The sequence below is a fragment of the Streptomyces sp. NPDC041205 genome (assembly GCF_055591765.1).
Genome location: NZ_JBVIZH010000009.1, coordinates 199,703 through 224,727, shown reverse-complemented (window position 1 = coordinate 224,727; position 25,025 = coordinate 199,703). Strand labels below are relative to the sequence as shown.

The following is a 25,025-nucleotide window of genomic DNA, read 5'->3' as shown; positions in this document are numbered from 1 at the left end:
GCCCGAAGTGCTTGACACCTGAACCGTCGCGTGGCGTACTGCGGATTGCGTCAGCGGACGGACCAGCGGGGGTGAGTCAACTGGCGGAAAACCGCTATCCCACTGTTCCCGAACTCGTCCTGTCCGTTCGGGAGCTTGCGGCCCACCGTCCCGAGCTGAGCACGCTGCGCCAAGTCGGCACCTCACGCGGCGGCCGTCCCCTGCACCTGCTGTCCGTGGGCCGTTCCCCGCACGCGGTCCTGGTGGTCGCGGGCGCCCACGCCAACGAACCCACCGGCGGCTCGACCCTCCTCGCGCTCGCCGAACAGTCCCTGCTCGACCGGGAGTTGCGGGCAGACACCTCCTGGCACTTCCTGCTGTGCGCGGACCCGGACGGCGCGAGCCTGCACCGGACCCCGGCGCCGCGCAGCCTCCTCGACTACCACCGGCACTTCTTCCGCCCGGCGGGCCCGGAGCAGCCCGAGTGGTCCCCTTCGGTGCTCCCGCCCGACCGGCTGCCGCCGGAGACGCGCGCCCTGACCGGCGTCATCGACGAACTGCGGCCCTACTTGCAGGTGTCCCTGCACTGCACGGACCTCGGCGGCAGCTGGGTGCAGCTGACCCGGGACATCCCGGGGCTCGCCGAGCCGTTCGCCAAGTCGGCGGCCCGCCACGGCATCCCGGTGGAGACGGGCGCGTCGGACGCGGCCGGGTGGCCGGTGTCCGGGCCCGGCGTGCATGTGCTGCCGGGGCCGGGGTCGGCGGCGGCGTACCCGAGCCTGCCGGAGGACGCCCGGCACACGACGTGGCACCACGCGCACCGCTACGGCGGTACGACGGCCATCGTGGAGGTGCCGATGTGGGCGAGCGACACGGTGGGCGACGTCGCGGCGCACCCGGCGCCGCGGACGGCGATGCGGTCCTTCGCGTCCCGGCTGCGGCACGACGCGCACCTGGTGGAGGAGGTGCTCGGGGACGCGCTGCCCCGGCTGGCACGCGCGGAGGGGCCGCTGCTGCGGGCGGCCAAGTGGGCGCTCGGCCTGGTGCCGGGGCTCGCCGACGACTGGGGGCGGCTGCCGCCCGCGGGCACGTCCATGGCGTACATCGGGAGCGTCGACGCCTTCGGGCGGCGGCTGCCGCTGCGGGCGGCGGCGATGCTGCTGCGGGTGCTCAACAGCGCGGGCGACCGGGCCGCGCCGCGTCTGGACCACCTCGTCACGCAGTGGAGCGAGACGTTCGCCGAGCGGTTCGGGGCGCGGTGGGTGCCGCTGGAGCACCAGGTGGAGCACCAGGCGAGGACGGCGGTGGAGGCGGCGCGGCACGCGCGCGAAGCGCTCGACTGACGGGGGGGTGCGGGGGGGGGCGGGGGCGGCTTGGGTGGTGATGCGTCGGACGCGGCTTGGGCGCGGCCGCCGGAAGACGGCCCAAGTGGGGCCACCGGGCTCGGACTGGGCGCGGGCACCGGGGCAGCCCGGGTGGGCCGCCGGGCGCGGACCGGGTGCCGGCGCCGGGGGCGGTCCGGGTGCCGGCGCCGGAGGCGGTCCGGATGCGAGGCCGGGCACGGCCCGGGTGCCGTGGACGGTCTCGCTCAGGCCGTCGCGAGGCAGAACGACAGGCTCCCGAAGGACACCTGGTCCCCGGCCTGGACGACGGCGGCGCCGATCACGCGGCGGCCGTTCACCGATGTGCCGTTGGTCGAGCCGAGGTCGCGCAGGACCCACATGCCGCCCTGCGCGGACAGTTCGGCGTGCAGCCGGGAGACCGTGTCGTGGCTGAGCCGCAGGCCGTTCGCCGGGTCGCGGCCGATCCGCAGCGGGTACGCGCCGGGAGCCGGGAGCAGCAGCTTCGGCAGCCGCTCGGACTGCCAGGCCCTGCGCAGCTTCACCGTGAACCCTGACACCGCGCCCACGGAGCCGAGCACGAGCTTCGACCAGCGGCTCTCGGTGCGCAGGTCGGCGGTGAGCGCGGCCAGTTCGTCCCGGCGCCGGGCGGCGAGGGCCAGCTCCATGCGCCGTACGAACGTGTCGTGCGAGAGCCGGCCGAGCGCCGCGCCCTCTCTGAGCACCTCGAGGGCCCGCTCCCGCTCGGCGTCGGTCAGCCGCACCGGGTTGGTACCGGACTCGGAGGGCAGCGAAGAAGGCGAGGTCACGTCGGCAATTGTCGGCCAGGCCACGGCGGGTGTCCAGAAAAGGGCGGGCAAGGGCCGGGCAGGGTCCGGGGACGCGCGCCTCCGGCCGTGCGGCCCGAGCCGTGCGCACCGCGCGCGGCCCCGCCCCGGGCGCACCTGCTGCCCCGGCCCCGGCCCCGGCCCCGGCCCCAACAGCCTTACGGGTTACGGCGGCTGGACGACAGCGCCGCCCCCTGGGCCAGAATGGGCGAATGGTGGGCGATCTTCCGCAAGTGGCGAACAGTTTCGTGGGCCGTGCGACCGATCTGGACCGCGTGGCCGCCGCGCTCGTGGCGCACCCCGTGACCACCATCACCGGCATGGCGGGCGTGGGCAAGACCCGCCTGGCCGTCGAGAGCCTGCGGCGGATCGCCGCGGACCGGCCGGACGCGCTCGGCGAGACGCGCTGGGCCGACCTCGGCGGGCTCCCGCACGAGCGGCAGCTGATCGCGACCCTCGCGCACGCCGTGGGGTTCGCCGACCACACCACCGGCGTGGCCCTGGACGCGCTCATCACCTGGCTGTCCGGACGCCGCTTCCTGCTCGTCCTCGACTCCTGCGAGCACCTGGTCGCCGCGTGCGCCGACGTGGTCGGCGCACTCCTCGCCGCCTGCCCCGACCTGAGGATCCTCGCCACGAGCAGGCAACGCCTCGGCTTACCCGGCGAGCGCGTCCTGCGGATCGCTCCCCTGCCGACGGACGGTGACGCGCTCACCCTGTTCCTGGACCGGGCCCTGGTCGTGGCCCCCGCCCTGAGCCTGCGGACCCCGCGCCAGGACGACAGCGCCCGGGAGATCTGCGCGCTGCTCGACGGCATCCCCCTGGCCCTCGAACTCGCCTCGGCCCAGCTGATGCACACCACGCTGCACGAACTGGGCGAGCGCCTGAGTTCGCGCCGCGCCGGGCTGATGTCGCCGACCTGGCCCGCGCGCCACCGCTCGCTGCGCCTGGCCATCGGCTGGAGCCACGAGCTGTGCGAACCGCTGGAGCGGCTGCTGTGGGCCAGGCTCTCGGTGTTCCCCGGCTCCTTCGACAGCCGCGCGGCACGGGGCGTGTGCGCGGGCGGGCCGCTGTCCGCGGCGGCCGTGGACACCGCGCTCGCGGGCCTCACCGCCAAGTCGGTGGTCGGCAGGGAGGACGACGACCGCTACCGGCTGCCGCGGACCGTGCGGGACTACGGCGCGATGTGGCTGGAGGAGCTCCAGGAGACCGAGGCGACGGCCGCCCGCCACGCCGGGTACTTCCTGGCCCGCGCCCGGTCCGCGGACCGGGGCTGGGCCGGGCCCGGGCAGTCGCTGTGGTACCGCAGGATCGGGGCGGCGCACATCGACCTGTGCGCGGCCCTGGACCACCTCTGCGACCACGACCCCCTCGCCGCCGTGGAACTCGCCGCCCTGGTCGGCTTCTTCTGGGTCTGCTGCGGGCATCTGCGGGAGGCGCGCGCGTATCTGGAGCAGGTGCTGTCCCTGAGCCCGGGGTTCAGCAGGTCGGGCGAGCGGGCGCAGTGGGCGCTCGGGGTCGTCAAGGCCCTTCAGGGCGACCTCGACGGGGCGGCGGCCATCGGCCACCGGTGCGCGCGGGGCGCCGAGCGCCTCGACGACGCCGAGGCCAGGCTGGCCGCCGCCTATCTGATCGGCCTGACCCGGCTGCTCGGCGGGGAGCCTGAGCGGGCCAAGGAGGTGGCCGACGACGCCCTCGCGGCGGCAGGGGCGCCGCGGCCCTTCGCATCAGCGTCCACGCTCCGCTGCCACCTGGTGCGGGTGTTCGCGCTCACCGCGCTCGGCAGCCTCGACCTGGCCCACAGCGAGGCCGCGGCGCTGCGGGCGCTCTGCGCTGCGCACGGCGAGCGCTGGACGCGCGCGTACATCGATCAGCAGCTCGCCCTCATCGCGCTGGCGCGGGGGCGGCCCGTGCCCGCGGCGGAGCACGCCCGCGCCATGCTGACCGGCATGCGCCACCTGGGCGACACCTTCGGCATCGCCCTCGGCATGGACGTCCTGGCCGCCGCTGCCGCCGCCCGCGGCCTCGGCGAACCGGCCGCCCTCGCCTCCGGGGCCGGGCAGACGTACTGGGCCGCCGTGGGACACGCGCAGCGCGGCACTCCCGAACTGGGCGAGATGCGGCGCGCCTGCCGGGCGGCGGCCGTCGCGTCCATCGGCGAGTACGCGTTCCAGCTGGCGTTCCGCCGGGGCGCGGAGGGGGATCCGGACGCCGTGCTCAGGCTCGCGGTGTCGGGCCACCTGTTGGAGAAGGCGTGACCTGACGGATCGTGGCCCGTACGGTCCGACGGGTCGTGCCGTACGGGCCACGGGTCCGACGGGTCCGACGGGTCCGACGGGTCCGACGGGTCCGACGGGTCCGACGGGTCCGACGGGTATACGCAAGTTCATGGGCATGGTCGACCGACGAGGGGACTGCCGGTGAGGTTCGAGGTGTGGGCGCCGCGCGCGGAGCGGGTGGAGCTGGTCCTGGACGGCGCCACGCGCGCGTTGGCGCGCGACAAGGAGCGCCCGGGGTGGTGGGCGGTGGAGGCGGCGGCGGCCGAGGGCACGCGCTACGGCTACTCCCTGGACGGCGGCCCCGCCCGGCCCGACCCCCGCTCGGCGCGCCAGCCCGACGGCCCCGACGGGCTGAGCGCGGTCGTGGACCACGACCGGTACGCGTGGCGGACGCCGTGGGCGGGGCGCGGCCTGCGCGCCGCGGTGCTCTACGAGCTGCACGTGGGCACGTACACCCCCGAAGGCACCCTGGACGCGGCCGCGGAGCGTCTCGGCCACCTCGCCGGACTCGGCGTCACGCACGTCGAGTTGATGCCGCTGTGCCCGTTCCCGGGGCGGCACGGCTGGGGCTACGAGGGCGTGTCGCCGTGGGCCGTGCACGAGCCGTACGGCGGCCCCGAGGCGCTGAAACGGTTCGTCGACGCGGCGCACGCGCACGGCCTCGGCGTCGTCCTCGACGTGGTGCACAACCACCTGGGCCCGTCCGGCAACCATCTGCCCGCGTACGGGCCCTACTTCACGGACACCCACCAGACGCCGTGGGGCGCCGCCGTGAACCTGGACGCGCCGGGGTCGGACGAGGTGCGGGCGTATCTGGTGGGCAGCGCGCTGGCCTGGCTGCGGGAGTACCGGATCGACGGGCTGCGCCTGGACGCCGTGCACGCGCTGCGGGACACCCGCGCCCTGCACTTCCTGGAGGAGCTCGCGGCGGCCGTGGACGGCCTCGCGGACGAACTGGGCAGGCCGCTCGCCCTGGTCGGCGAGTCCGACCTGAACGACCCGCGCGTGATCACCCCGCGCGCGGCCGGCGGCCTCGGCCTGCACGCGCAGTGGAACGACGACTTCCACCACGCCCTGCACACCGCCCTCAGCGGCGAGTCCCAGGGCTACTACGCGGACTTCGCGGCCGCGCCCCTGGCGGCGCTCGCCAAGACGCTGACGCACGGCTTCTTCCACGACGGTACGTTCTCGACGTTCCGGGAACGCGGTCACGGGCGCCCGGTCGACCGCGCCCGCACGCCCGCGTACCGACTCCTCGGCTACACGCAGACGCACGACCAGATCGGCAACCGTGCCCAGGGGGACCGGCTCTCCGCCGCCCTGTCCCCCGGGCTGCTCGCGTGCGGGGCGGCGCTCACGCTCACCGGTCCGTTCACGCCGATGCTGTTCATGGGCGAGGAGTGGGCGGCCGGGACGCCCTGGCAGTTCTTCACCGACCACACGGACCCGGAGCTCGCGGAGGCCGTCCGCCGGGGCAGACGGCGGGAGTTCGCCGCGCACGGCTGGTCGGAGGACCAGATCCCGGACCCGCAGGACCCGAAGACCCGCGAGCGCTCCTGCCTCGACTGGTCGGAGCCGCAGCGCGAGCCGCACGCGCGCGTGCTCGCGTGGTACCGCGAGCTGATCGCGCTGCGCCACGCCCGCGCGGACCTGACGGACCCGGATCTGGCGGCGGTCCGGGTGGCCTACGACGAGCAGGCGCGCTGGTTCGCGGTGCGGCGCGGGGATCTGCGGGTCGCCGTGAACCTGTCCGGGGAGGCGGCCACGGTCCCGCTGGGCGTGCCGCACGCGCGCGTGCTCGCCGCCTGGGGCACGGTCGCGGCGCCGGGGGCGGACGGGGTGCTGCGGCTGCCGCCGGAGTCGTGCGCGGTACTCGGCCTCGCGTAGGTGCGTGGCGGGGGCCCGCGCGGCGGCACGTGGGACTGGAACGGCCGTCGCGCGGGGCCCTTGACTTCAAGGGCACTTCAACTTTTAGTCTGCGCCGGACACAGGAGGAGATCGCATGGAACAGCGGTACCTGGGCGGGACCGGGCTGCGGGTGAGCGAGCTGTGCTTCGGCGCCATGATGTTCGGCGGCGGCGAGAGCGGCGCGGACGAGGCGACGGCGCACCGGATGCTGGACGCGTTCACGGCGGCGGGCGGCACGTTCATCGACACGGCGGACGTGTACGGCGGCGGGGTCTCGGAGGAGGTGCTCGGCCGCTGGCTCAAGGGCCGCCGCCGCGACGACCTCGTCATCGCCACCAAGGTGTTCCTGCCGATGGGCGAGGGCCCGAACGCGCGCGGCCTCAGCCGCAAGCACATCCTGTCGGCCGTCGACGCGAGCCTGCGCCGCCTGGGCACCGACTACATCGACCTCTACCAGACGCACGTGTGGGACGCGCGCACGCCGCTGGAGGAGACGCTGTCCACGCTCGACGGCCTGGTGCGGGCCGGGAAGGTCCGCTACCTGGGCACGAGCAACGTCAGCCCGGCCCAGCTCCAGAAGACCCTGGACGTGTCCCGCGCGCGCGGCTGGGAGCCGTACGTCTGCCTCCAGCCGCGCTACAACCTGCTCGCCCGCGAGGTGGAGTGGGAGCTGCTGCCGCTGAGCGCGGCGGAGGGCGTCGGCGTGATTCCCTACAGCCCGCTCCAGGCCGGCTGGCTCTCGGGGAAGTTCCGGCGCGGCATGGCCGCGCCGCCCGCGGGGGCCCGTGGCAGCGGGGACTGGGAGGGGCGTGCCACCGAGGAGACCTGGCGGGTCGTGGACGCCGTCCTCGCCGTCGCCGAGGAGACCGGCCGCACGCCCGCGCAGGTGGCGCTGCGCTGGCTGCTCCAGCGGCCGGGCGTGACCGCGCCGATCGTCGGCGCCCGCTCGGTGGAGCAGCTGACGGACAACCTGGGCGCGGCCGGCTGGACGCTGACGGCGGCGCAGGACCGGCGCCTGACGGAGGCGAGCGCGCGGCCGCTGCCGTATCCGTACGACCTGCTGGCGCACTTCACGGACGAGCGGCCGCACGGCTGAGCGCCTGCTCTTGAACCCCCTTCGCCCGCGCGGAGCGGTCCGCGCGGGCGTCAGGCGTCAGTCGACGACGGCCAGTTCGCGCGCGGTGGCGTTGAGGCGGCGGCCGCCGCCCTCCGTGACCGTGACGATGTCCTCGATGCGGACGCCGAAGCGGCCCGGCAGGTAGATGCCGGGTTCCACGGAGAAGCACATGCCCGGGACGAGCGGCTGCTCCTCGCCCTCGATCATGTAGGGCGGCTCGTGCGTGGTGACGCCGATGCCGTGGCCGGTGCGGTGGATGAAGTACTCGCCGTACCCGGCCTCGGTGATCACCGCGCGCGCCACCCGGTCGACGTCCTGGCAGGCGATGCCCGGTTCGACCGCGCGGCAGGCGGCGTCCTGGGCCTCGCGGACCACGTCGTGGACGCGCTGCTCCTCGGCCGACGGCTCGCCGACGTGCACGGTGCGGGAGGTGTCGGAGCCGTAGCCGTGCCGCAGACCGCCGAAGTCGAGGACGACCATGTCGCCGCGCTCGATGACGCGGTCGCCCGCCTCGTGGTGCGGGCTCGCGCCGTTGGGCCCGGAGCCGACGACGGTGAAGTCGACCTGCTCGTGCCCGAACTGCCGCAGCAGGTCCGCGAGATCACCGGCGACGTCGGTCTCCTTGCGGCCCGCGAAGGCCACCTTCTTGATCTCCTCGTACGTGGCGTCGGCGGCGGCCCCGGCCGCGGCGAGCCGCTCCAGCTCGGCGGCGTCCTTGACGGCGCGGAGCATCGGCAGGGCCTCGGTGAGGGCGGTGTAGGAGCTGTCGGGCAACTGCCGCTGCAGGCCGAGGAGATGCAGGGCCCAGGCGTTGTCGCTCACGCCGAAGCGGCCGCGCGCGTCGAGCAGCGGCGCGGTCACGTCGTAGGGGTCCATGCCGTCGGTCCAGTCCCGCAGGGTCAGCGCGGGGGCGCCGGTCGCGCGCGCGGCGTCCGGCGCCTCCAGCTTCGGCACGACGAGGACCGGGTCCTGGCCGGGGGCGATGACGAGCAGGGTGAGGCGCTCGGTGTCGGCGGGCACGCGGTAGCCGGTGAGCCAGACCAGGTCCGGTCCGGGCGCGACGAGGACGCCCGCGAGGCCCGCGTCGGCGGCGGCGCGGGCGGCGCGGTCCATCCGGGCGCGGTAGTCGTCGGCGGTGAACGGCGCGGGCGTGACCGGGGTCATCGGGCCTCCTGGGCTGGGTGCGGGATCTCCCCCAGCATCCTGCACGGCCGCCCCGCGCCCCGCGACCGGGTGACGCTTCGGAACCCGCGCCGCCTCAGCCCTCGACCGCGAGCCGCACGCCGAGCAGCACGAGGACCCCGCCGGACACCTGCTCCAGCCTGCGCCGCACCGCGGCCCGCGAGAGCACCGCCTTCATCCGGCCGACGCACCACACGTACAGGCCGTAGTAGCCGACTTCGTAGACCGCCCACAGCGCGGCGAGGCCGATCATGACGGGCAGTTGGGGCGCGCCCGACGGCACGAACTGCGGCAGGAAGGACATCGCGAAGACGGCGGCCTTGGGGTTGGCGAGGTTGAGCAGCAGTCCGCTCCGGTAGGCCGCCCATGAGGACTGCGCCTTGACCGGAGCGTCGGCGTCCTCGGCGGCCCCGTCGCCCGCCTTCTCCTTGCGCGCGTTCCACAGCGTCTGGGCGCCGAGGAAGAGCAGCACCCCGGCGCCGACGACGCGCATGACGTCGTACGCCAACTCCGACGCCGCGACCAGCGCGGTCAGGCCGCAGGCCGCGGCGAGACCCCAGATGAAGATGCCGGTCTCGTTGCCGAGCACCGTCATGAACCCGGCCCGTCTGCTGCGCAGCGACTGCTTGACGATCAGGACCGTGCTCGGCCCTGGCGAGGCGGCGATCAGCGTGCAGGCGCCGAGGAATGCGATCAGGGTAGTCAGCATGGCGCCCATCATGGGCGGCCCGGTCCCCCCATGCCACCGGTTTGCGATTGGCCGTTCTCCCATCGGCCCGACTAATGCTTGAATCCACTCCAGCCATTAGATCATTTCGGTGCGGAGGGGCGTACGACATGCTGGTACTGGCGCAGATCAGTGACCTTCACCTGGACGGGACGGCGCGTGCGACGGAGCGGGCCGAGCGCGTGCTGGACCATCTGCGGGCGCTGCCGGGGCCGTTGGACGCGCTCCTGGTGACCGGCGACATCGCCGACCACGGCGAGGAGTCCGAGTACAAGGAGGCCGCGCGCCTCCTTTTCACCGACGCTCCCTGGCCGGTCCTGACCTGCCCCGGCAACCACGACGTGCGCGGCCCCTACCGGACGGCGCTGCTCGGCGAGAGCGCGCCGTCCGACGCGCCGGTGAACCGCGCCCACCGCGTCGGCGGCACCGAGATCCTGATGGTCGACTCCAGCCTGCCCGGCAGCGACGAGGGGCAGTTGGACGAGGAGACATACGCGTGGCTCGAGGACCGGCTCGCCGGACTCGACGACGGTACGCCGGTCCTGCTGTCCTTCCACCACCACCCCGTCCGGATGCACCACCCGCGCCTGGACACCTGGCGGCTGCGCCGGCCGGAGCCCCTCGCGGCCCTGGTGGAGCGGCATCCCGAGATCGTGGGTCTGATCATCGGGCACGCGCACACCCCGGCGGCGACCACCTTCGCGGGGCGGCCGCTGATCGTCGGCCCCGGCGTGGTCTCGACGCTGCGGCTGCCGTGGGAAGGCGAGGGCCTGGTCGACCTGGACGCCCCCGTCGGGCTCGCCTTCCACGTCCTGGACGACGAGCGGCGGCTGACCACGCACTTCAGGGTGGTCGCGTAAGGGGTCGTCGTCACGTCACCAGGCCCGGACGGACCGACAACACCCTCCGTGTGCCGCTCGCGTGACGGACCGTCAGCGTGACGTTCCTGCCCGGCCTGACCCCCGCCACGGCCTTCGCCAGATCACCGGCCGAGGCGATCCGGCCGCCGCCGAACGCGAGCAGGACGTCACCGCGTACGAGACCCGCCGCGTGGCCGGGGCCCGGCTGGTGCACCCCGATGAGCAGCGCGCCGCCTCCGCCCGGGGCGTCGACCGCCTCGACGCCGAGGGCGGGGCGCGGGGACCCCGATCCGACGGCGGCGCCCTTGCCGGAGGAGGTCTTCTTCGGGGACGCGTCCGGGGGCGTCTTCGGGGAGGGCTTCGGGGGCGCCTTCGGCGACGTGGCGTGGTCCGCCCCGGTCCCCGCCCCTGCCCCTGCCCCCGAGGCCGTCACCGGTGCCGCGCCCATGGCCGCGCCCTGCTCGCCCGCCTGACGCTGCATCTCCGCGAGCTTGCTCATGCCGATGACCGTGGCGCCCACGGTGCCGAGGCCGATGCCCGAGAGCAGCAGGACCCCGGCGCAGAACAGGCCGAACAGGAGTGAGAAGAGCCGTCTGCCGCGGCGGCGGGCGGCGTGCGGACGGTGGCCCTTGCGGGGTGCGGCGGACCGTCCGGGTTTCCCGGGCGCGCCGGACGCGGGGGCTGTGACGGATTCTTGGCCGGGGCCGGGCTCGTCTCCCGGCAGCGGCTTGGGACGCAACGCGGTCTGTTCCATGGCTCGCCTCCGGCCACAGCCCTACCCGGCGTGACCCCGCGCGACGATTCACGAACGGGTGACGTCCAGGCGTGCGGCGAACGCCTCGGCGGGGCCGTGCGGGGCCCCGGCGTGCAGCAGTTCGGTGCGGTGGACGACGCGCGGCTCGGTGAGCGGCACGGCGACGGTGCCGGGTGCGGTGGCGGCCGACTCCGGGAGCAGTACGAGGCCGTGGCCGGCGGCGACGAGGGCGGTGAGGGTGCGGACGTCGGTGCCTTCGTAGCGCAGGGCCGGGCGGAAGCCGCCGGTGCCGTGGGCCGCCCGCAGCTGGTCCAGGGGCAGGCCCGCGCCGGGCGCGTCCAGCCAGCGGGCGTCGGCGAGGTCGCCCAGGCGCAGTCCGGTGCGGCGGGCCAGCGGGTGGTCGGCGGGCAGCAGGACGCGGACGGGTTCCTCGCCGACGCCGCGGACGCCGAGCGGGGCCACGTCGGCGAGGCGCAGCGGGTCGCTGGGCGCGGCCAGGCCGTCGACGAGCCCGAGGGGGGCGGCGCCCGTGGCGACGGCCTCGGGGATGTCCGCGCGCGGCAGGACGCGCAGGGTGATGCCGGTCGGCGGGAGCGCCCGGAGCACATGGGGCGTCAGGGCCGTCGGCGCGGCGACGAGCCTGAGGCCCTCGTCGACCGCGCCCGCGAGGGCCGTGACCTCCGCGCGGGCCGCGTCGAGGCGCAGCAGCAGCGGGCCCGCGTGCTCCAGGAGCCGCTCGCCCGCGCGGGTGGGCGCGACGGGGCGGCGGCTCAGGAGCGGGGTGCCGAGGTCCTGTTCCAGGGCTGCGATGTGCTGGGAGACGGCGGACTGGGTGTAGCCGAGTTCGCGGGCTGCGGCGGAGAACGAGGCCAGGCGGGCGACGACGACGTACGTACGCAGGAGGTGCGGGTCCATGCCGTTCAGGATCACCCACCTGCATCAGCGTTGCTTATGGAGGGTGCAGCTTTCATCGTTGGACGTGAACGGGCGGGGCCGCCCAGGATGAGGGTCATGACCGGAACACCGGCCCCCGTGGCCCGAATCGCCCTGATCGCCGACCGCTCGCCGTCCGTCCTCGCCCACACCCGCGTCCCGCTCCTGCTGTCCGCGCTCGCCGCCCGCGACGGGCTCCTCCTCGACGCCTACTGGATCCCGACGCGGGACGCCGAGGAGCCGGACGCGGTGCGCGGCTTCGACGCGGTGTGGGTCCTTCCGGGCAGTCCGTACCGCAGCGAGGCGGGCGCGCTGGCCGCGATCCGCGCCGCCCGCGAGGACGGCGTGCCGTTCCTCGGCACGTGCGGCGGCTTCCAGCACGCGCTCCTGGAGTTCGCGAGGAACGCCTGCGGCCTGACCGAGGTCGCACACGCCGAGAACGACCCGGACGCCGAGGACCTGATGTTCACGCCGCTGGCCTGCTCGCTCGTCGGCCACGAGGGCATGGTGCGGCTCACGCCAGGCTCCCTGGCCGAGTCGCTGCTCGGCGCCGACCGCTCCCTGGAGCGCTTCCACTGCCTGTACGGCCCCGACGGCAGCGCCCACCTGCCCACCCTGGAGGCCCACGGCCTGCGCTTCAGCGGCAGGGACGAGCAGGGCCAGGTCCGGGTCGTCGAACTTCCCGGCCACCCCTTCTTCCTGGCCTCGCTCTTCCAGCCGGAGCAGTACGGCGACGGCTCGCGCGCGCATCCGTTCGTGCGGGGGCTCGCCCGGGCGGCGGTGGCGCACGCTGCGGGGACGCGGGGGCGGGAGGCGCGGGTGCCGGAGGGGCAGGGGGCGCGGACCGCCTGAGCCCACGTCCCCGGCCGCCCCGGCCGCCCGGGGTAGTGGCGTCGCTCTCAGTGGCCGCTCCCGTGGCCGCCGTCGTGGCCACCGTGACCGCCGCCGTGGTCGAACTTCAGCGCCTCCTTCGGCATCACGACGAAGGGCCGCATCATCCCCATGTCCTCGTGTTCGAGGAGGTGGCAGTGGTACATGAACCGGCCGTACGCCCCGTCGAACTTGCCGATGACGCGCAGGAGTTGACCGCCGGGCACCCGGAAGACGTCCTTCCAGCCGCGCTCGTTCGGGGCCAGGGGGATCCGCGCGTCCGGGTCGTGGGCGATCGGGGCGCGGGTGCCGCCGATCCTGACGTCGAAGCCCGAGGCGTCGTACGCGTCACGGCCGAGGAGCTGGAAGTCGGCCAGGTGGATGTGCATCGGGTGGGTCACGTTCGGGTTCACCGCGAGGTTGAGGAAGCTCCACTGCTCGTACGCGCCCTCGCCGATGGTGAAGCCGAGGCCGTCGTTGAACGTGCGTGCGATGCGCCGGTACGTCTTCAACACGCCGTCCGGTCCGCGCAGTTGGATGATGCCTTCGGTGGGGATCTGGATGGACCCCGGGTCCTTCACCTCCACCATCTCCCACATCTCCGGGTGGCCGCCGCCGCCCTTCGTGGCGGGCGGGGTGAGCACGACGAGCCGGTGGCCGTGCGGCACGCCGTGGCCGATGGCCCTGAAGGAGCCGGACAGGACCTCGGGCAGCCGGAAGGTCTCCGGGGTGCCGCCACCCCTGCCGACGCGGAACTCCATGACGTGCGGATACGCCACGTCACCCGCCGGGTCGGGCACGCCGGGCGCCGCGTTCGGCCCCTTGTTGACCAGACGCAGCCGCTTGCCCGCGAGCGTCCTGAAGTCGACGAGCAGGTCGAAGCGCTCGGCGGGCGCGACGGTCAGCGCGGGCAGCGCCGCGTCGAAGTCGACGGGCACGGGCCGGGGCAGCAGGCCGCCGTCGCTGCCGATCTGGTGCAGCACGCCGGGCACCGGTTCGTTGTCCTCGTCGACGAGGACCAGGTCGTACGTCCGGGCGTTCGAGGCGTTGACCAGGCGGAGGCGGTACCAGCCCGGGGCCACGTCCGCGTACGGCCAGATGCGGCCGTTGACCGTGGTGTACGGGCCGGTGAAGGGCAGGGATACCGGCTTTCCCGTCTCCGCGTTCTTCGGGTCGACGATGGTGGTCTTGTGCAGCAGACGGCCGGTGAGGCGGCCGTCCTCGTCGGTGTCCACGTTCCGGTCGGCGAGGAGCAGGGGGATCTCCCGCTTGCCGGACGGGAGTTGGAGCGCGTCCTCCTCGTCGTCCCGGACCAGATACGTGCCGTAGAGACCCGCGTACACGTTCCACCGGGTGATGTTCATGGCGTGGTCGTGATACCACCACTGGACCGCCTGGTGGTCGTTCGGATACTCCGACAGCTGGGCGTCTCCGTACCCCACGGCGTTGTCCGCCCAGCCGTCGTTCCCACCGCCCGTCTGCGCGCCGTGCACGTGCGTGACGGTCCAGGCGGGCAGCGCCGCCACGTTCTTGTCCGGCTCGACGCCGTCGCGGCCCGGGCGGGTGCTCGGCGGCGGCGACGTGCGCGGGGCCTCGACGGCCGTGACGGGGAACTCGCTGCCCTTGGGCACGCGGTTCGTCCAGGCGATCCGCACGCGCTCGCCGCGGCGCACCTCGATGGTGGGTCCCGGCACGCACCCTTCGTACCCCCACATGAGCGTGGGCGGCAGCTGGGGGTGCAGGCGCACCCAGGTGGGGCGGACGGCGATCTCCGTCTCCTCCAGGACGTCGCCTCCCGCCGGGCGCAGGACGGGCGGGACGGTCAACGGCGCCATGAACGGCGTGAGTTCGCGGGCTTCGAGGGCGCGCGTGGCGGCGTCGCGGTCGGCCGCTCGCACGTCCGCGTCCCGGTCGGCTCCGGTGCGGGTCCGCGATTCGGTCTGTGTTGCGGCCCGAGTTTCGGTCTGCGTTCCGGTCTGCGTTCCGGTCCGAGTTGCGGGCTGGTTCTCGGTTCGAGTTGCGGTCTGAGTGTCAGTCACGTCGGTCAAGGTCGAACACCCCCGTGCTCAGCTGTCTCCAGTGATGCGGCTGACTCGGCCGTTCTTCAGCCTTCACCTCAGAAGACTCACGGCATGCGGTGAAAGTTCCATGAATCCCGCATTCCGGAATAACGGCGCATGACGGGTGCATGGCGGATGCACAGAGGGGGCCTGACGGCTGCGTGGTGGCGCGCCGAGAGGTGGTGCGGGTGGGGGTTCCCGTACCTCTGGTGCGGGAGAGAGATCGCGGTTTCCCGGTGCGGGGGCGACCGGCCCCTCTAGGCTGCGGTCCCGGGACCCGGGCCCGTATCCACCGCCGGCCCCGGCCCCGTCCGCCGCCGCCGGAAGGAGAACGCGCCCCATGCCCGACGCCCTGCCGCTGCGCGCGGAGCTGCTGCTCGACCAGGAGGCCCCGGAAGCCCTCGGCCAGGACCTGGTCGCGGCGCTCGACGGACTCGGCGTCCGCACGGCCCGCGTCCGCCGGGCCGTCGACCACCGCGGCGCGGGCGACCTCCCGTGGCTCCTCCTCGCCTCCCTGCCCCTCCAGGCCTTCCTCAGCGGCCTGGGCGCGGAGGCGGTGCGGGACGCGTACGCGTCGTTCAAGGGCGTGGTGCGGCGCGGGGCGGACCGAGAGGCGGTGGGTGACGGCGGGGCGCCGCGCCCCCTGGTGCTCCAGGACGACCGGAGCGGTCTGAGCGTCGTCCTGGAACCGGACCTGCCCCCTGAGGCGTATGAGCAGTTGCTGGGCCTCGACCTGACGAAGTTCCGGGTGGGGCCACTGCACTACGATCGCCAACTCGGCCGTTGGCGCTCCGAGTTGGACGAGGCCGCGGGCTGAAGAGCCCGTCACCGGCTGCTGAACGGGGGCTTGTGGGAGTGGAGCCACGGACGGAGTCGGCACTCGCCGATGCGGAGAGGGCTTGCGTGGAGGGGGAGGCTCGCCTGGGGCGGCGAGGGGAGGGAGTGGGCGCCGAGGGCGGCTCGGTGGCGCGGCCCTACGACGGGGCGGGGTCCGAGGCCAGGGGCGAGAGGGGTTCGGCGGCTGAGGGTGCCGAGGTCGCTGCGGGGGCCGACGGCCGTGCGGGCGCTGACGGCCGTGCGGGCACGGACAGCCGTGCGGGCACGGACAGCCGTGCGGGCACGGACAGCCGTGCGGGCACGGACAGCCATGCGGGCACGGACAGCCATGCAGGCCCTGGCGGCCGCGCGGACGCGGACAGCCGGGCGGGCGCTGAAAGCCGGGCGGAACCTGACGGCTGTGCGGACACCGACAGCCACGCGGGCCCTCGCGGCCGCACGGACACCGACAGCCACGTGGGCCCCGGCGGCCGCGCGGGCGCTGACGCCTGTGCGGCCGAGCAGTCTTTCCGGCTCGCTCTGTCGCTCGCCCCCGACTCCCGCCTCGCCGCGCGGGCCCACGTGGGCCTCGGGCGCGTACGCCTGGCCGCCGGGGAACTCGACGACGCCCTCGCCCAGTTCCACCTCGCCCACGACACGGCGCCCGACGAAGCCACGCCCCTGTTCTGGCTCGGCTGCGCCCTGGCCCACCAGGGCCAACTCGACGACGCCGAGGCCCATTTCACCCGCTCCCTCGCGTGCGCGGCGCCGCACCCGCGCGCCCTCGTCCAGCGCGCCTACGTACGCGTCGCGTCGGGGAACCGGGAAGGAGCGCGCGCCGACCTTCGCGCGGTGGAGCGGGGTGGGGTCCTTGACGACGAGGCGAGGTGGGTGGCGGCGGTTCTGTCGGGGGTGCGGGGCGGCGCGGCGGGGGCGTCGGAGGGCAGCGCGGTGGGGGTGCGGGGCAGCAGGGCGGCGGTGCAGGGCAGCCCGGCGGCCTCGCAGAGCAGCCCGGCGGAGGCGCAGAGCAGCCCGGCGGAGGCGCAGAGCAGCCCGGCGGAGGCGGGAACCACCCCCTCCGGCACCGCCGAGGCGAGCGCCGACCCGGCTAGCACCCCCGAACCCGGATACGGCGCACCGCACATCGCCACCCTGCTCCGCAAGGCCGGGCTCGCAGCGCTCGACGGCGCCGAACCGGACTGGCCGCGAGCCGCCGCGCTGTTCGGCGCGGCGTGGGACATCCAGCCGGACGCGGGGCGCTTCGCGGCGCTGTACGGCGTCGCCCTGGCCGTGGGCGGACTGCGGAGCCACGCCGTCGACGTCCTCGACACCGCCGTCCGGCGCGACCCCGCAGACCACCGCGTCACCCACGCCCTCGCGATCGCCCTCCTCAACTCCCCGGCGAGCGCCCCCGCGAACGCTCCAGCGAATGCCCCGGCGGACGCCTCGGCGAAGGAGCCCCTCACCGGCGGCTCGCGCACGACGGACTCCCCCAGGCCCTCCGCAGCCCCGGCCCCCGCAGCTCCACCGATGCCCCCAGCGCCCGCGACGACCTCGGCAACCCCGACAGCCCCACCCTGCGAGCGCGCCATCGCAGCCTGGGGCACCCTGCTCTACGACGCCTCCTTCTGGGACCGCGTGCGGCTCGCGGCCGGGCGGCGGTACGGCGTGGACGTGGGCGCCGACCTCGTGCCCGACCTCCGTACCGGGCTGCGTGACCGCGTGGCGCGGTACCTGCCCGACGAGGGCGACAGCGGCAGCCGCGTACCCCCGGACGCACTCCTCCAGCGCGAGGCCGACGCCGCGCGGCTCCTCGACGAGGCCGGAGGGTTCCCCGGGCCCTGGCGCACCCCGCTGCGCTGCGGCCCGCTGGCGATCGCCGCACTCGGCCAGGTACGGGAGTTCGGCGCCTTCACCGCTGCCGGGAGCCGCCACGCCCTCGCCGCAGGCACGGCCACCGCCGCCGGGGCCGAGGCGGGAGCCGACGCCGCCACGGGCCCAGACCCAGGCACGGGAGCCGACACAGGCACCGCCGCCGCCACCGCCGCCGGGGCCGAGGCGGGCAGCGACCCGGGCACGAGAACCGGCACCGCCGCCGACCCGGGCACGGGAACCGACACCGACCTCAGCCCCGCCCACCCCACCCTCATCCACCCCTTCTCCGAACTCGGCTTCGCCCAACTTCAGTTGACCGCCGGGCTCCCCGGCGACGCCCTCGTCGCCCTCGCCGAGCTGCGCTGTCGCGACTGCCGTGCGCGGGGCCGTGCGGCGGGCTCGGCCGCGGCGCCTGTCTGCGAACCGGACTGTGCCCGCTTCGACGGGCTCAACCCCGGGTACGCGGGCCTCCCCGACCGCCACCGGCGGCTCGCCCGGGACGCCCGGGAGCTGGCCCTGCACGCCCGCGTCACCCTCGGCAGGGACCACCTCACCGCCGACCGCCCCGACTTCGGCGCCGCCGCCGCGTGCTGGCGCCGCGCTCTCGTCCACAGCAGACAGCTGGAGCGCTACCGGCACACACAGGCGGCCGTCGTCGGCCTCGCCCTCGCCGCCGCCAAGGACGCCCACCGCGCCGGGCACCTGACCCGCGCCGCGAGCACCCTGGAGACGGCACGCTCCGTCATCGGCGCCAACGAACGCCCGCGCTTGGACGGCCAGTTGGCCCGCGTACTCGCCGACCGCGGCATCCGCGAGGCCAAGCGTGAGGACGCCGACCTGGAGGCGTCCGCGACGGACCTGCGGCGCTCCGTGGCGATCGGCCCGCGACTGCGGCGGACGCAGCTCAGCCTCGGTATCGTCCTGCGCGGCCTGGCCCTGCACCGGTGGGGCTCGGGCAGCCTGTCCGGCGCGCGCACCGCCCTGGAGGAGGCCGTCGGGCAACTGACCTCCGCGCTCGCCCACTTCCCCGACGACCCGGAGATCACCGAGGAGCGGAACCTGGCTCAGGGCGAACTCGACTTCGTACGCGAACAGTTCGACGAGAGCTGGAGGTGAGCGACGGCAGTGCTCCAGTACGAGGAATTGCGCATCCGGGTCCGCCCGTTCGGCCCGTCCCACTGCCTCGTGGCCGTCAGCGGTCCCGCCTGCGCCCTCGGCGTGATCGCCGTGGACGGCGCACCGGCGGGGTTCCGGGCCCGCTGGGACCGGCTCGTCGCCGCCGACCTCGGCCTCGCCCCCATGGGCGAGCGGCACACGGCCGAGCAGCTGCGGGAACTCGGCCGGGATGTGTACGAGTTGCTGTTCGGCGGCGGCGACAGGGGAGGTGAGGGCCGACCCGGCGAGGGCGAGGTCGGGGTCGCCGAGGTCGGGACCCGCCTGGCCGCCGCCCTCGAACTCGCCCAGCGCCTGCGCCCGCCGCGCGGCCTGCGGCTCCGCTTCGACCTGCCCCCGCACCTGCGGGAACTGCCGCTCGAAGCGCTGTGCGCGCCCGCCGGACTGCCGCAGCAGTCCCTCGCCCTCGGCCCCGGCTACTCCCTGGCCCGCTCGCTGCCCGGCGGGCCCCTCGGCCGCCGCCTGCCCGACCCGGCGGACGAGCCCAGCCTGATCCGCCTCGTCGTCGCCTGCGCCTCCCCACCCGGGGCGGGCCCCGCGCTGCGCGTGGACACCGAAGTGGCCGCGCTGCGCCATGAGTTGCCCGAGGTGTCCGTCCGTACCACGGTCGTCGAGCGGGCGACCCGCGAGCGCCTGGAATCGGCGCTCGGCGCGCACGGCGACCTGCCGACGGCCGTGCTCCTCATCGCCCACGGGACGTACGACGAGGACCTCGGCAAGGGCGTCGTCCAGTTGGAGACGGAGCGCGGCGGCGCGGACCCGGTCCCCGCCGACCTCCTGAGCGGCATCCTCCTCAAGGCGCCACGGCTGCGCCTCGCCGTCCTCAACCTCTGCTCCGGGGCGGACAGTTCGGGCCCCGACGGCGTGCACACCGAGCCGTTCTCGGGGCTCGCGCAGGCGCTGATCGGCGGGGGCGTGCCCGCCGTCGTCGCCATGCGCGGCCGCGTCAGCGACGCGTCGGCGGGGCGCTTCAGCCCGGAGCTCCTGAAGGGGCTCGCGGCGAACCGGACCGTCGACGAGTCGATGGCCGCCGCGCGCCGTCGCATCTCCCATCTGCCGCGGCACACCGCCGTCGAGTGGGCGACGCCCGCGCTGTTCCTGCACGCGGGGTACCGGCACGGGTGGCTGTTCAAGGCGCGGGAGGTACGCGACGACGACAGCGCGGCGCCCGACCCGCTGCGCGAGGGCGCGGACGCCCTGCGCGCGTTCCAGCGGCCCGTCGGGCACGTCGGCGCGGCGACACTGATCGACGCGGCGCGGTTCGAGCGCGACCGGGGCGAGTGGGCGCAGGTGCTGCGGATCCTGCGGACACCCACGCGGCAGTACGAGGACGAGCAGCGGCAGTTGCGGGACGAGGCGGCGTTCGAGCTGGCCTGGCCCGAGCTGGAAGCGCTCTGCGGGGTGCTCGCCGCCGGGCGGGACGGGGCGGACGCGGCGCGGCGGCTCGCCGCGGTCCGCGACGCCCTGCCGTGCCCGCTGCCCACCGCGCTCGTCGACCGCGCGGACCGGCTGCGCCACGCCGCCGACCTGGCCGACCGGGCCCGGGCCGCGGAGGCCGCCGCCGACTGGCCCACCGCGATCGCCCTCTACGAACAGATCCTCGCCACCACCCCCGACGCCACCACTCCCCGCACCCGCCTCACCGCGGCCCGCACCCGCCTCCGCCTGGCCACGGCCCTCACGACGGCCACCCGCGCCCACCATGACACGGACTGGCCCCAGGCCGCCCACGCCTACGCCGAGGCCCTGGCCCTCGCCCCCGGCGACCCGACACTCACCGCACGCGCGGCATACGTGCGGGGCCGGATCGCGGAGGGTGCCGGGGACTGGCGGGGAGCGGTGGAGGAATTCGGGATCTGTACGGGGGCCGGCGGGGGCGCCTTGGGCGGGGGCGCCCTGAACGGTGGGGATGCTGGGGACGAAGTGGTGGCCGGGGGCGGCGTGGCCGTTGGGGAAGGGGCGGCTGCCGGGGAGGGGGTGGGTGCCGGGTGCGGCTTGCGGACTGAGGGCGGCGCGGCCCCGGGCAGCAGGGCAGTGGGCGCCGGGGAGAACACGACCCCCGGATACAGCGCAGCCACCGAGGCCAACGCACCCACCGGGAACGGCACGGCGACCGCCACGGCGAGTGCTGCCACCCAGAACGGGGCGACCACGGCCGACCGCACGCCCCCCGCAGAACGCGCGACCGCCACTCCCCCCGGTCCGCCGACAGCCCCGCCCGCGCCCCACGGCGACCGTGCCGACAGCCCCGCCCTCCCGGGCCCGGCCCGCACCAACCCCTCCGGCACGCCGGGGGCCCCGGACCTCTCCGACGCCCCCGTTCGGCACGCCTACGCGCGCGGGCGGGCGGCGGCCGACGCGGGCGACTGGGCGACGGCGGCCGACGCCTTCGGCACGTGCAGGGAGGCGGCAGCCGGGGGCGGGGTGACGGGGCACAGCGACGTCACCCTCCGCTGGGCCTACGCCCAAGGCCGTCGCTGCCAGGAGCTGCGGGACTGGGGCGGTGCCGTGGCCCACCTCGCCGCCCTCCCCGCCGAGTTCGTCGACGTACAGGACCAACTCCACTACTCCCGAGGCATGTTCGCCGACGCACACGGCGAGTGGGAGGGCGTCATCGACGGGTTCGGCGGACTGCCGGACGAGTACGCCGACGGCGAGGTGAAGGTGCGCCGCCTCTACGCCCGAGCCCGCGCCGCCGCCGACCGGCGCGGGGACTGGGCCGCCGCCTCCGGGCTCCTGGCCGACCTCCCCGACTCCGCCCGCGACGGCACCGTCGCCCCGCTGCGCCGCAAGGCGGAGGGCCGCCGCGCGGAGGCCAGGGGCGACTGGGCGGCGGCCTGCGCCATCTACGCCCGCGCGTTCACCGGCGGCGCCCCCGGCGGCACCCCGCCGCCACCCCGCACCCCCTTGGCACCGCACACTCCCGAGCCCGCAGGCACCGCCACTCCGGACACCCCCGCCACCGCCGCCTCCACCTCCACGCCGGCCACTCCCCCCGCCAACGCCGAGCTGAACTCCCTGGCCCCCACCGCCATCCCGAACTCCCACACCGTCAACGCCACCCCGAACTCCCACACCGTCAACGCCACCCCGAACGCCTTCACCCCCACCACCAACCCGAACTCCCACACCGCCAACGCCAACCCGAACTCCCACACCACCATCGCCACCCCCACCCCCCTCACCCCCACCACCCGAGAATCCCTCCACCTCCACCTCTACGCGCTCGCCCGCACCCACGAGCTGTCCTCCCGCTGGGCCGACGCCCTGCACGCGCTGCTCGTGCTGCCCGACGCGTGGGCCGACGTCGCGCTGCGGCGGCGGTACGCGCGGGCCCGGGTGGCAGAGGAAGCGGTCGAGGCGGCGGGTGAGGAGCCGGGGACGGCCGCCGCGTGGCGGGCGGTCGCCGCCGCGTACGACCTGCTCGGCGAGGAGAGCGGAGCGGGCGGTACGTGTGGCGCGGGCGGTGTGGGCGGTGCCGGTGCGGGGCGTGATCACGCCGCACGCGCGGAGTACGCCCGCGTCCGCGCCGCCGAGGCCGACGGCGAGTGGGCCGCCGTCGTGACGGCCGCCCGGGCGCTGGGCGCGTATCGGGACGCGCCCGCCGTCGCCGCGTACGCCCGGGGCCGCATCGCGGACGCGCACCAGGAGTGGCGGCGGGCCGCCGAGGCCTTCGAGGAGTGCCCGGGGCACGGGGACGCGGACGCCCATCTGGCGTACGCCCGGGGAAGGTCGCTTGAGGCGGAGGGCCGGTGGAGCGAGGCCGTCGAGGCGTACGGGCGGGCGGCGGACCGGCTCGACCGGGCCGATGTGCGCCGCCGCAGGCTGCGGCGGCTCATCGAGTTGCTGCCGTGGGCCGACGGCCCCACCCGGAGCCCGCTGGCCGCGGACCCGTTCGCGCTGCGCGACGAGACGTACCCCTACCGGGCGCTGCGCGCGGCGGGCGTGCACCCGGGTGTGTCCATGGCCGCGGTGAGCGACGCCTCGTACACGCTCCTGGAGCGCGGCGGGATGACGTGGTCGGAGCGGGTCGCGTGGGACAGGCTGCGGCTGCCGGGCAGACGGCTGCAGGTGGACGCGCTGCTGTACCGGTGGCAGGAGCCGGACGGGCTGCGGGCCGCGCTCGCCACGCTGTCACCGGACGACGAGCACGCGGGTCCTGGCTTCGTGGACGTGCTGTGCGAGCGGTTCCCGGGCGACGCCCCGCTGCTTCTGCTGCTCGCGCGGGGGCGCGACGCGGCCACCGCCGAGTGGGAGCGGCGGCTCGCGGCCGCGCCGGGCGACATGGCGGCCGTGCACGGGCTAGCCGCGGCCCGGCTGTGGCAGGCGCAGGATCTGGAGCAGAGCGGGGCGTGGGAACACGCCGTGCGGACCTGGGAGTTGGCGCTCGCCTACTGGGCCACGCTGTTGAGCGACGACGTGTACTGGGACGGCTGGCGGGCCGAGCGGGCCGCCTGCTACGAGCGGGAGCTGACCCATGAGGAGATGACACGGCTGCGCTGGGAGCTGAGCCGCCATCTGTTCGGCCTGCTTTCGGCGTACGAGCAGCGGCACACCGAGCAGGACCGGCCGCAACAGGCCGCCTGGTACGAGGAGTTGGCGGAGTTCCTGGAGGCGGAGCTGGCGGGCGCGCGGGTCCTCAAGGACGTCGGCGGCCTGCCCGGCGTGCCGGGGGCGCGCGCCGCCCTCGCCTGCGGCCCGCGCTATCTGCGTCTCCTGGAACTGCAACTGCCGCTCGCCGAGCTCGCCGCGGACCTGGACGCCGCCGCGAAGGACGGCAAGGACCCGGGCGAGTACGCGGTGCGCGAGCTGCGCTGGGCGTTCTCGGACCTGGCGCGGGCCCTCACACTGTGCGCGGTGCACAAGTTCGAGCCCGCCCTGCGCGCCCTGCCCGCGTTCCCGACCCTGACGACGCTCCCCGACGACTGCGCGGGCCCCGCCGCCGCGCCCGACCCACGCCGCCACATCGAGGGGTGCGCGTACTGCCAGGAGTTCCTGCGCAGGGACCCGGCGTACGTCCATCTGCCGCACCGGCACGCCCGGTTGCTGCAGGACGGGGTGGAACTGGCCGTCCGGGTGCGCCTGGAGCTGTCGCGCACGGCGCTCGCCGACGGTGAGTGCGGGCTCGGCCGGGCCCTGGAGCAGTGGGAGCGCCTGGTGCGGGTGGCGCGCCGCGCGGGGATGACGGCGCGGGCGAAGAAGGCGCTGGTGCGGACCGTGCTCGGGCGGGTGGAGGCACTGCTCGACGAGGACCGGGCGCGCCGTGGCGACGTCCTGGACGAGGCCATCACGCTCGTCGAGTCGGTGCCACCGGTGCTGCACCCGCTGGAGCGCGAGGTGCGCGACCAGCTCGACGGGCGGCTCTCGTCGCTGTACTCGATGCGGGGCGTGTGGCGCGGCTACACCCGCACCAAGCACGGCATGCGCTCCGACGTGTACGGCGCGGAGGCCGACCTGCGCCGCGCCCTCGCCCTGAACCCGGCGTCCAACCACGCGCGCGACAACCTGGCCCGCGCCCTCGTCTTCACCCTGGACGCCCGTACCGACGAACTCCCGGCCAGACTCCGCCTGTTGCACGAGGCGCTCGGCCTGCTCGACGTGGGCCTCGGCCAGGCCCTCACCCACAACTACCGCGAGACCCTGGGCGAGAGCCTGGAGGAGCTCGACCGGCTGCTGGCCACGGACCTGGGCGTCGTGGGCGTGGGCGAGCTGATGCGCAGCGACGGCGCGGAGCCGCCCCCCGACGAGAACGACCTGGCGTCCTGGGCGGCCGCCCTGACCGACCGGGCGGAGGCCGAACTCGCCCGCGGCGACGTCCGCAGGGCCCTGCACCACCTGATCCGCGCCACCCGCGCCGACGTCATGGACGCCAGGGTCCGGCGGGCGCTGCTCGACGCGGTGAGCCGCTGGCTGACCGCCCTGACCACCGAAGGAGGCGACCCCTCGTGATCAAGGATCCCGACAGCGCACCGAGCCCCTACGACGTCCTCGCCGAGGCCGGTGTGACTCCGTGGACCTCGCACGCGGACCTGCGGGACGTGCCGTTCGAGCTGCTCGCCCGGCGCCTGATGACACCGTTCACGCAGGCGGCCTGGGACGAGCTGCGCACCGTACCGGGGCGGCTGCTCGTCGATCTGTTCCGGTACGACGTGGACCTGGCCGCCGAGCTCCCGTGCGCCGTCGCCGAGATCGACCGGCTGCTCGCGGAGCCGGGCGGTCCCGGCACCGGCGATCCCCTGTCCGATGAGGCCGCCGCCTGCCTCCTCACCGACCTCGTCCGCTTCGACGTGTGACCGCCCGATCCGACCGCCCGAAAGGAGGCGCG

At 75.6% G+C, this 25,025-nt stretch carries 16 protein-coding genes; 10 read left to right on the top strand and 6 right to left on the bottom strand.

Annotated features, from left to right (window positions below; translation table 11 throughout):
• Nucleotides 1-71 precede the first annotated feature (71 nt).
• Nucleotides 72-1,322, top strand: a complete 1,251-nt coding sequence (locus tag ACZ6BG_RS32455) for a M14 family zinc carboxypeptidase (protein ID WP_469007958.1) — start codon at nt 72-74, stop codon at nt 1,320-1,322.
• A 245-nt stretch (nt 1,323-1,567) separates the two neighbouring features.
• On the opposite strand, the gene ACZ6BG_RS32450 is transcribed toward ACZ6BG_RS32455, so the two are convergent.
• Nucleotides 1,568-2,128, bottom strand: a complete 561-nt coding sequence (locus ACZ6BG_RS32450; protein WP_289944574.1) for a DUF1707 and FHA domain-containing protein — start codon at nt 2,126-2,128, stop codon at nt 1,568-1,570.
• A gap of 251 nt (nt 2,129-2,379) precedes the next feature.
• Here ACZ6BG_RS32450 and ACZ6BG_RS32445 point away from each other — a divergent pair, with 251 nt between their 5' ends.
• The 3 genes from ACZ6BG_RS32445 to ACZ6BG_RS32435 all read left to right on the top strand — a co-directional run bounded on the left by ACZ6BG_RS32445 (nt 2,380) and on the right by ACZ6BG_RS32435 (nt 7,429).
• A complete protein-coding gene (locus ACZ6BG_RS32445) occupies nt 2,380-4,404 on the top strand; it encodes an ATP-binding protein (protein ID WP_469007957.1) in 2,025 nt (674 codons plus the stop codon).
• A gap of 162 nt (nt 4,405-4,566) precedes the next feature.
• Nucleotides 4,567-6,312, top strand: coding sequence for a malto-oligosyltrehalose trehalohydrolase (gene treZ, locus ACZ6BG_RS32440; RefSeq protein ID WP_469007955.1), 1,746 nt, complete (start codon nt 4,567-4,569; stop codon nt 6,310-6,312).
• Nucleotides 6,313-6,427: 115 nt separating this feature from the next.
• Nucleotides 6,428-7,429, top strand: a complete 1,002-nt coding sequence (locus tag ACZ6BG_RS32435; protein WP_469007953.1) for an aldo/keto reductase — start codon at nt 6,428-6,430, stop codon at nt 7,427-7,429.
• A 57-nt stretch (nt 7,430-7,486) separates the two neighbouring features.
• Here the strand turns inward: ACZ6BG_RS32435 and ACZ6BG_RS32430 are convergent, their stop codons facing one another.
• Nucleotides 7,487-8,614, bottom strand: coding sequence for an aminopeptidase P family protein (locus ACZ6BG_RS32430; protein WP_469007950.1), 1,128 nt, complete (start codon nt 8,612-8,614; stop codon nt 7,487-7,489).
• A gap of 94 nt (nt 8,615-8,708) precedes the next feature.
• Complete coding sequence (locus ACZ6BG_RS32425) at nt 8,709-9,341, bottom strand: LysE family translocator (protein WP_469007947.1); 633 nt, start codon at nt 9,339-9,341, stop codon at nt 8,709-8,711.
• Nucleotides 9,342-9,469: 128 nt separating this feature from the next.
• Here ACZ6BG_RS32425 and ACZ6BG_RS32420 point away from each other — a divergent pair, with 128 nt between their 5' ends.
• Nucleotides 9,470-10,219, top strand: a complete 750-nt coding sequence (locus ACZ6BG_RS32420; RefSeq protein ID WP_469007942.1) for a metallophosphoesterase — start codon at nt 9,470-9,472, stop codon at nt 10,217-10,219.
• Between the two features lie 10 nt (nt 10,220-10,229).
• On the opposite strand, the gene ACZ6BG_RS32415 is transcribed toward ACZ6BG_RS32420, so the two are convergent.
• Together ACZ6BG_RS32415 and ACZ6BG_RS32410 are read right to left on the bottom strand one after the other, a co-directional pair.
• Complete coding sequence (locus ACZ6BG_RS32415; protein ID WP_469007939.1) at nt 10,230-10,973, bottom strand: PDZ domain-containing protein; 744 nt, start codon at nt 10,971-10,973, stop codon at nt 10,230-10,232.
• 48 nt (nt 10,974-11,021) lie between these two features.
• On the bottom strand, nt 11,022-11,888 hold the full coding sequence (locus ACZ6BG_RS32410) for a LysR family transcriptional regulator (RefSeq protein ID WP_469007935.1): 867 nt from the start codon (nt 11,886-11,888) through the stop codon (nt 11,022-11,024).
• Nucleotides 11,889-11,984: 96 nt separating this feature from the next.
• Here ACZ6BG_RS32410 and ACZ6BG_RS32405 point away from each other — a divergent pair, with 96 nt between their 5' ends.
• Nucleotides 11,985-12,758, top strand: a complete 774-nt coding sequence (locus ACZ6BG_RS32405; protein ID WP_469007931.1) for a CTP synthase C-terminal region-related (seleno)protein — start codon at nt 11,985-11,987, stop codon at nt 12,756-12,758.
• 47 nt (nt 12,759-12,805) lie between these two features.
• Here ACZ6BG_RS32405 and phsA read toward each other — a convergent pair whose 3' ends face one another.
• On the bottom strand, nt 12,806-14,611 hold the full coding sequence (gene phsA, locus ACZ6BG_RS32400; protein WP_469008179.1) for an O-aminophenol oxidase PhsA: 1,806 nt from the start codon (nt 14,609-14,611) through the stop codon (nt 12,806-12,808).
• Between the two features lie 565 nt (nt 14,612-15,176).
• On the opposite strand from phsA, the gene ACZ6BG_RS32395 reads away from it, so the two are divergent.
• From ACZ6BG_RS32395 to ACZ6BG_RS32380, 4 genes are all read left to right on the top strand, one after another.
• Nucleotides 15,177-15,653, top strand: a complete 477-nt coding sequence (locus ACZ6BG_RS32395; protein ID WP_469007928.1) for a hypothetical protein — start codon at nt 15,177-15,179, stop codon at nt 15,651-15,653.
• Nucleotides 15,654-15,778: 125 nt separating this feature from the next.
• Entirely contained in the window at nt 15,779-18,643 is a 2,865-nt protein-coding gene (locus ACZ6BG_RS32390) for a hypothetical protein (protein ID WP_469007923.1), read from the top strand.
• Between the two features lie 9 nt (nt 18,644-18,652).
• The gene (locus ACZ6BG_RS32385) at nt 18,653-24,649 is read left to right on the top strand and encodes a CHAT domain-containing protein (protein ID WP_469007919.1); all 5,997 of its coding nucleotides are present in this window, start codon (nt 18,653-18,655) and stop codon (nt 24,647-24,649) included.
• On the top strand, nt 24,646-24,993 hold the full coding sequence (locus ACZ6BG_RS32380; RefSeq protein WP_469007916.1) for a hypothetical protein: 348 nt from the start codon (nt 24,646-24,648) through the stop codon (nt 24,991-24,993). Before ACZ6BG_RS32385 ends, ACZ6BG_RS32380 begins: the two co-directional genes overlap by 4 nt.
• The last annotated feature ends 32 nt before the right edge of the window (nt 24,994-25,025 follow it).

Coding starts and splice junctions, on each gene's coding strand:
- ACZ6BG_RS32415 (WP_469007939.1), bottom strand. CDS start 10,973: ATGGAACAGACCGCGTTGCGTCCCAAGCCGCTGCCGGGAGACGAGCCC.
- ACZ6BG_RS32420 (WP_469007942.1), top strand. CDS start 9,470: ATGCTGGTACTGGCGCAGATCAGTGACCTTCACCTGGACGGGACGGCG.
- ACZ6BG_RS32410 (WP_469007935.1), bottom strand. CDS start 11,888: ATGGACCCGCACCTCCTGCGTACGTACGTCGTCGTCGCCCGCCTGGCC.
- ACZ6BG_RS32425 (WP_469007947.1), bottom strand. CDS start 9,341: ATGCTGACTACCCTGATCGCATTCCTCGGCGCCTGCACGCTGATCGCC.
- ACZ6BG_RS32405 (WP_469007931.1), top strand. CDS start 11,985: ATGACCGGAACACCGGCCCCCGTGGCCCGAATCGCCCTGATCGCCGAC.
- phsA (WP_469008179.1), bottom strand. CDS start 14,611: ATGGCGCCGTTGACCGTCCCGCCCGTCCTGCGCCCGGCGGGAGGCGAC.
- ACZ6BG_RS32435 (WP_469007953.1), top strand. CDS start 6,428: ATGGAACAGCGGTACCTGGGCGGGACCGGGCTGCGGGTGAGCGAGCTG.
- ACZ6BG_RS32430 (WP_469007950.1), bottom strand. CDS start 8,614: ATGACCCCGGTCACGCCCGCGCCGTTCACCGCCGACGACTACCGCGCC.
- ACZ6BG_RS32395 (WP_469007928.1), top strand. CDS start 15,177: ATGCCCGACGCCCTGCCGCTGCGCGCGGAGCTGCTGCTCGACCAGGAG.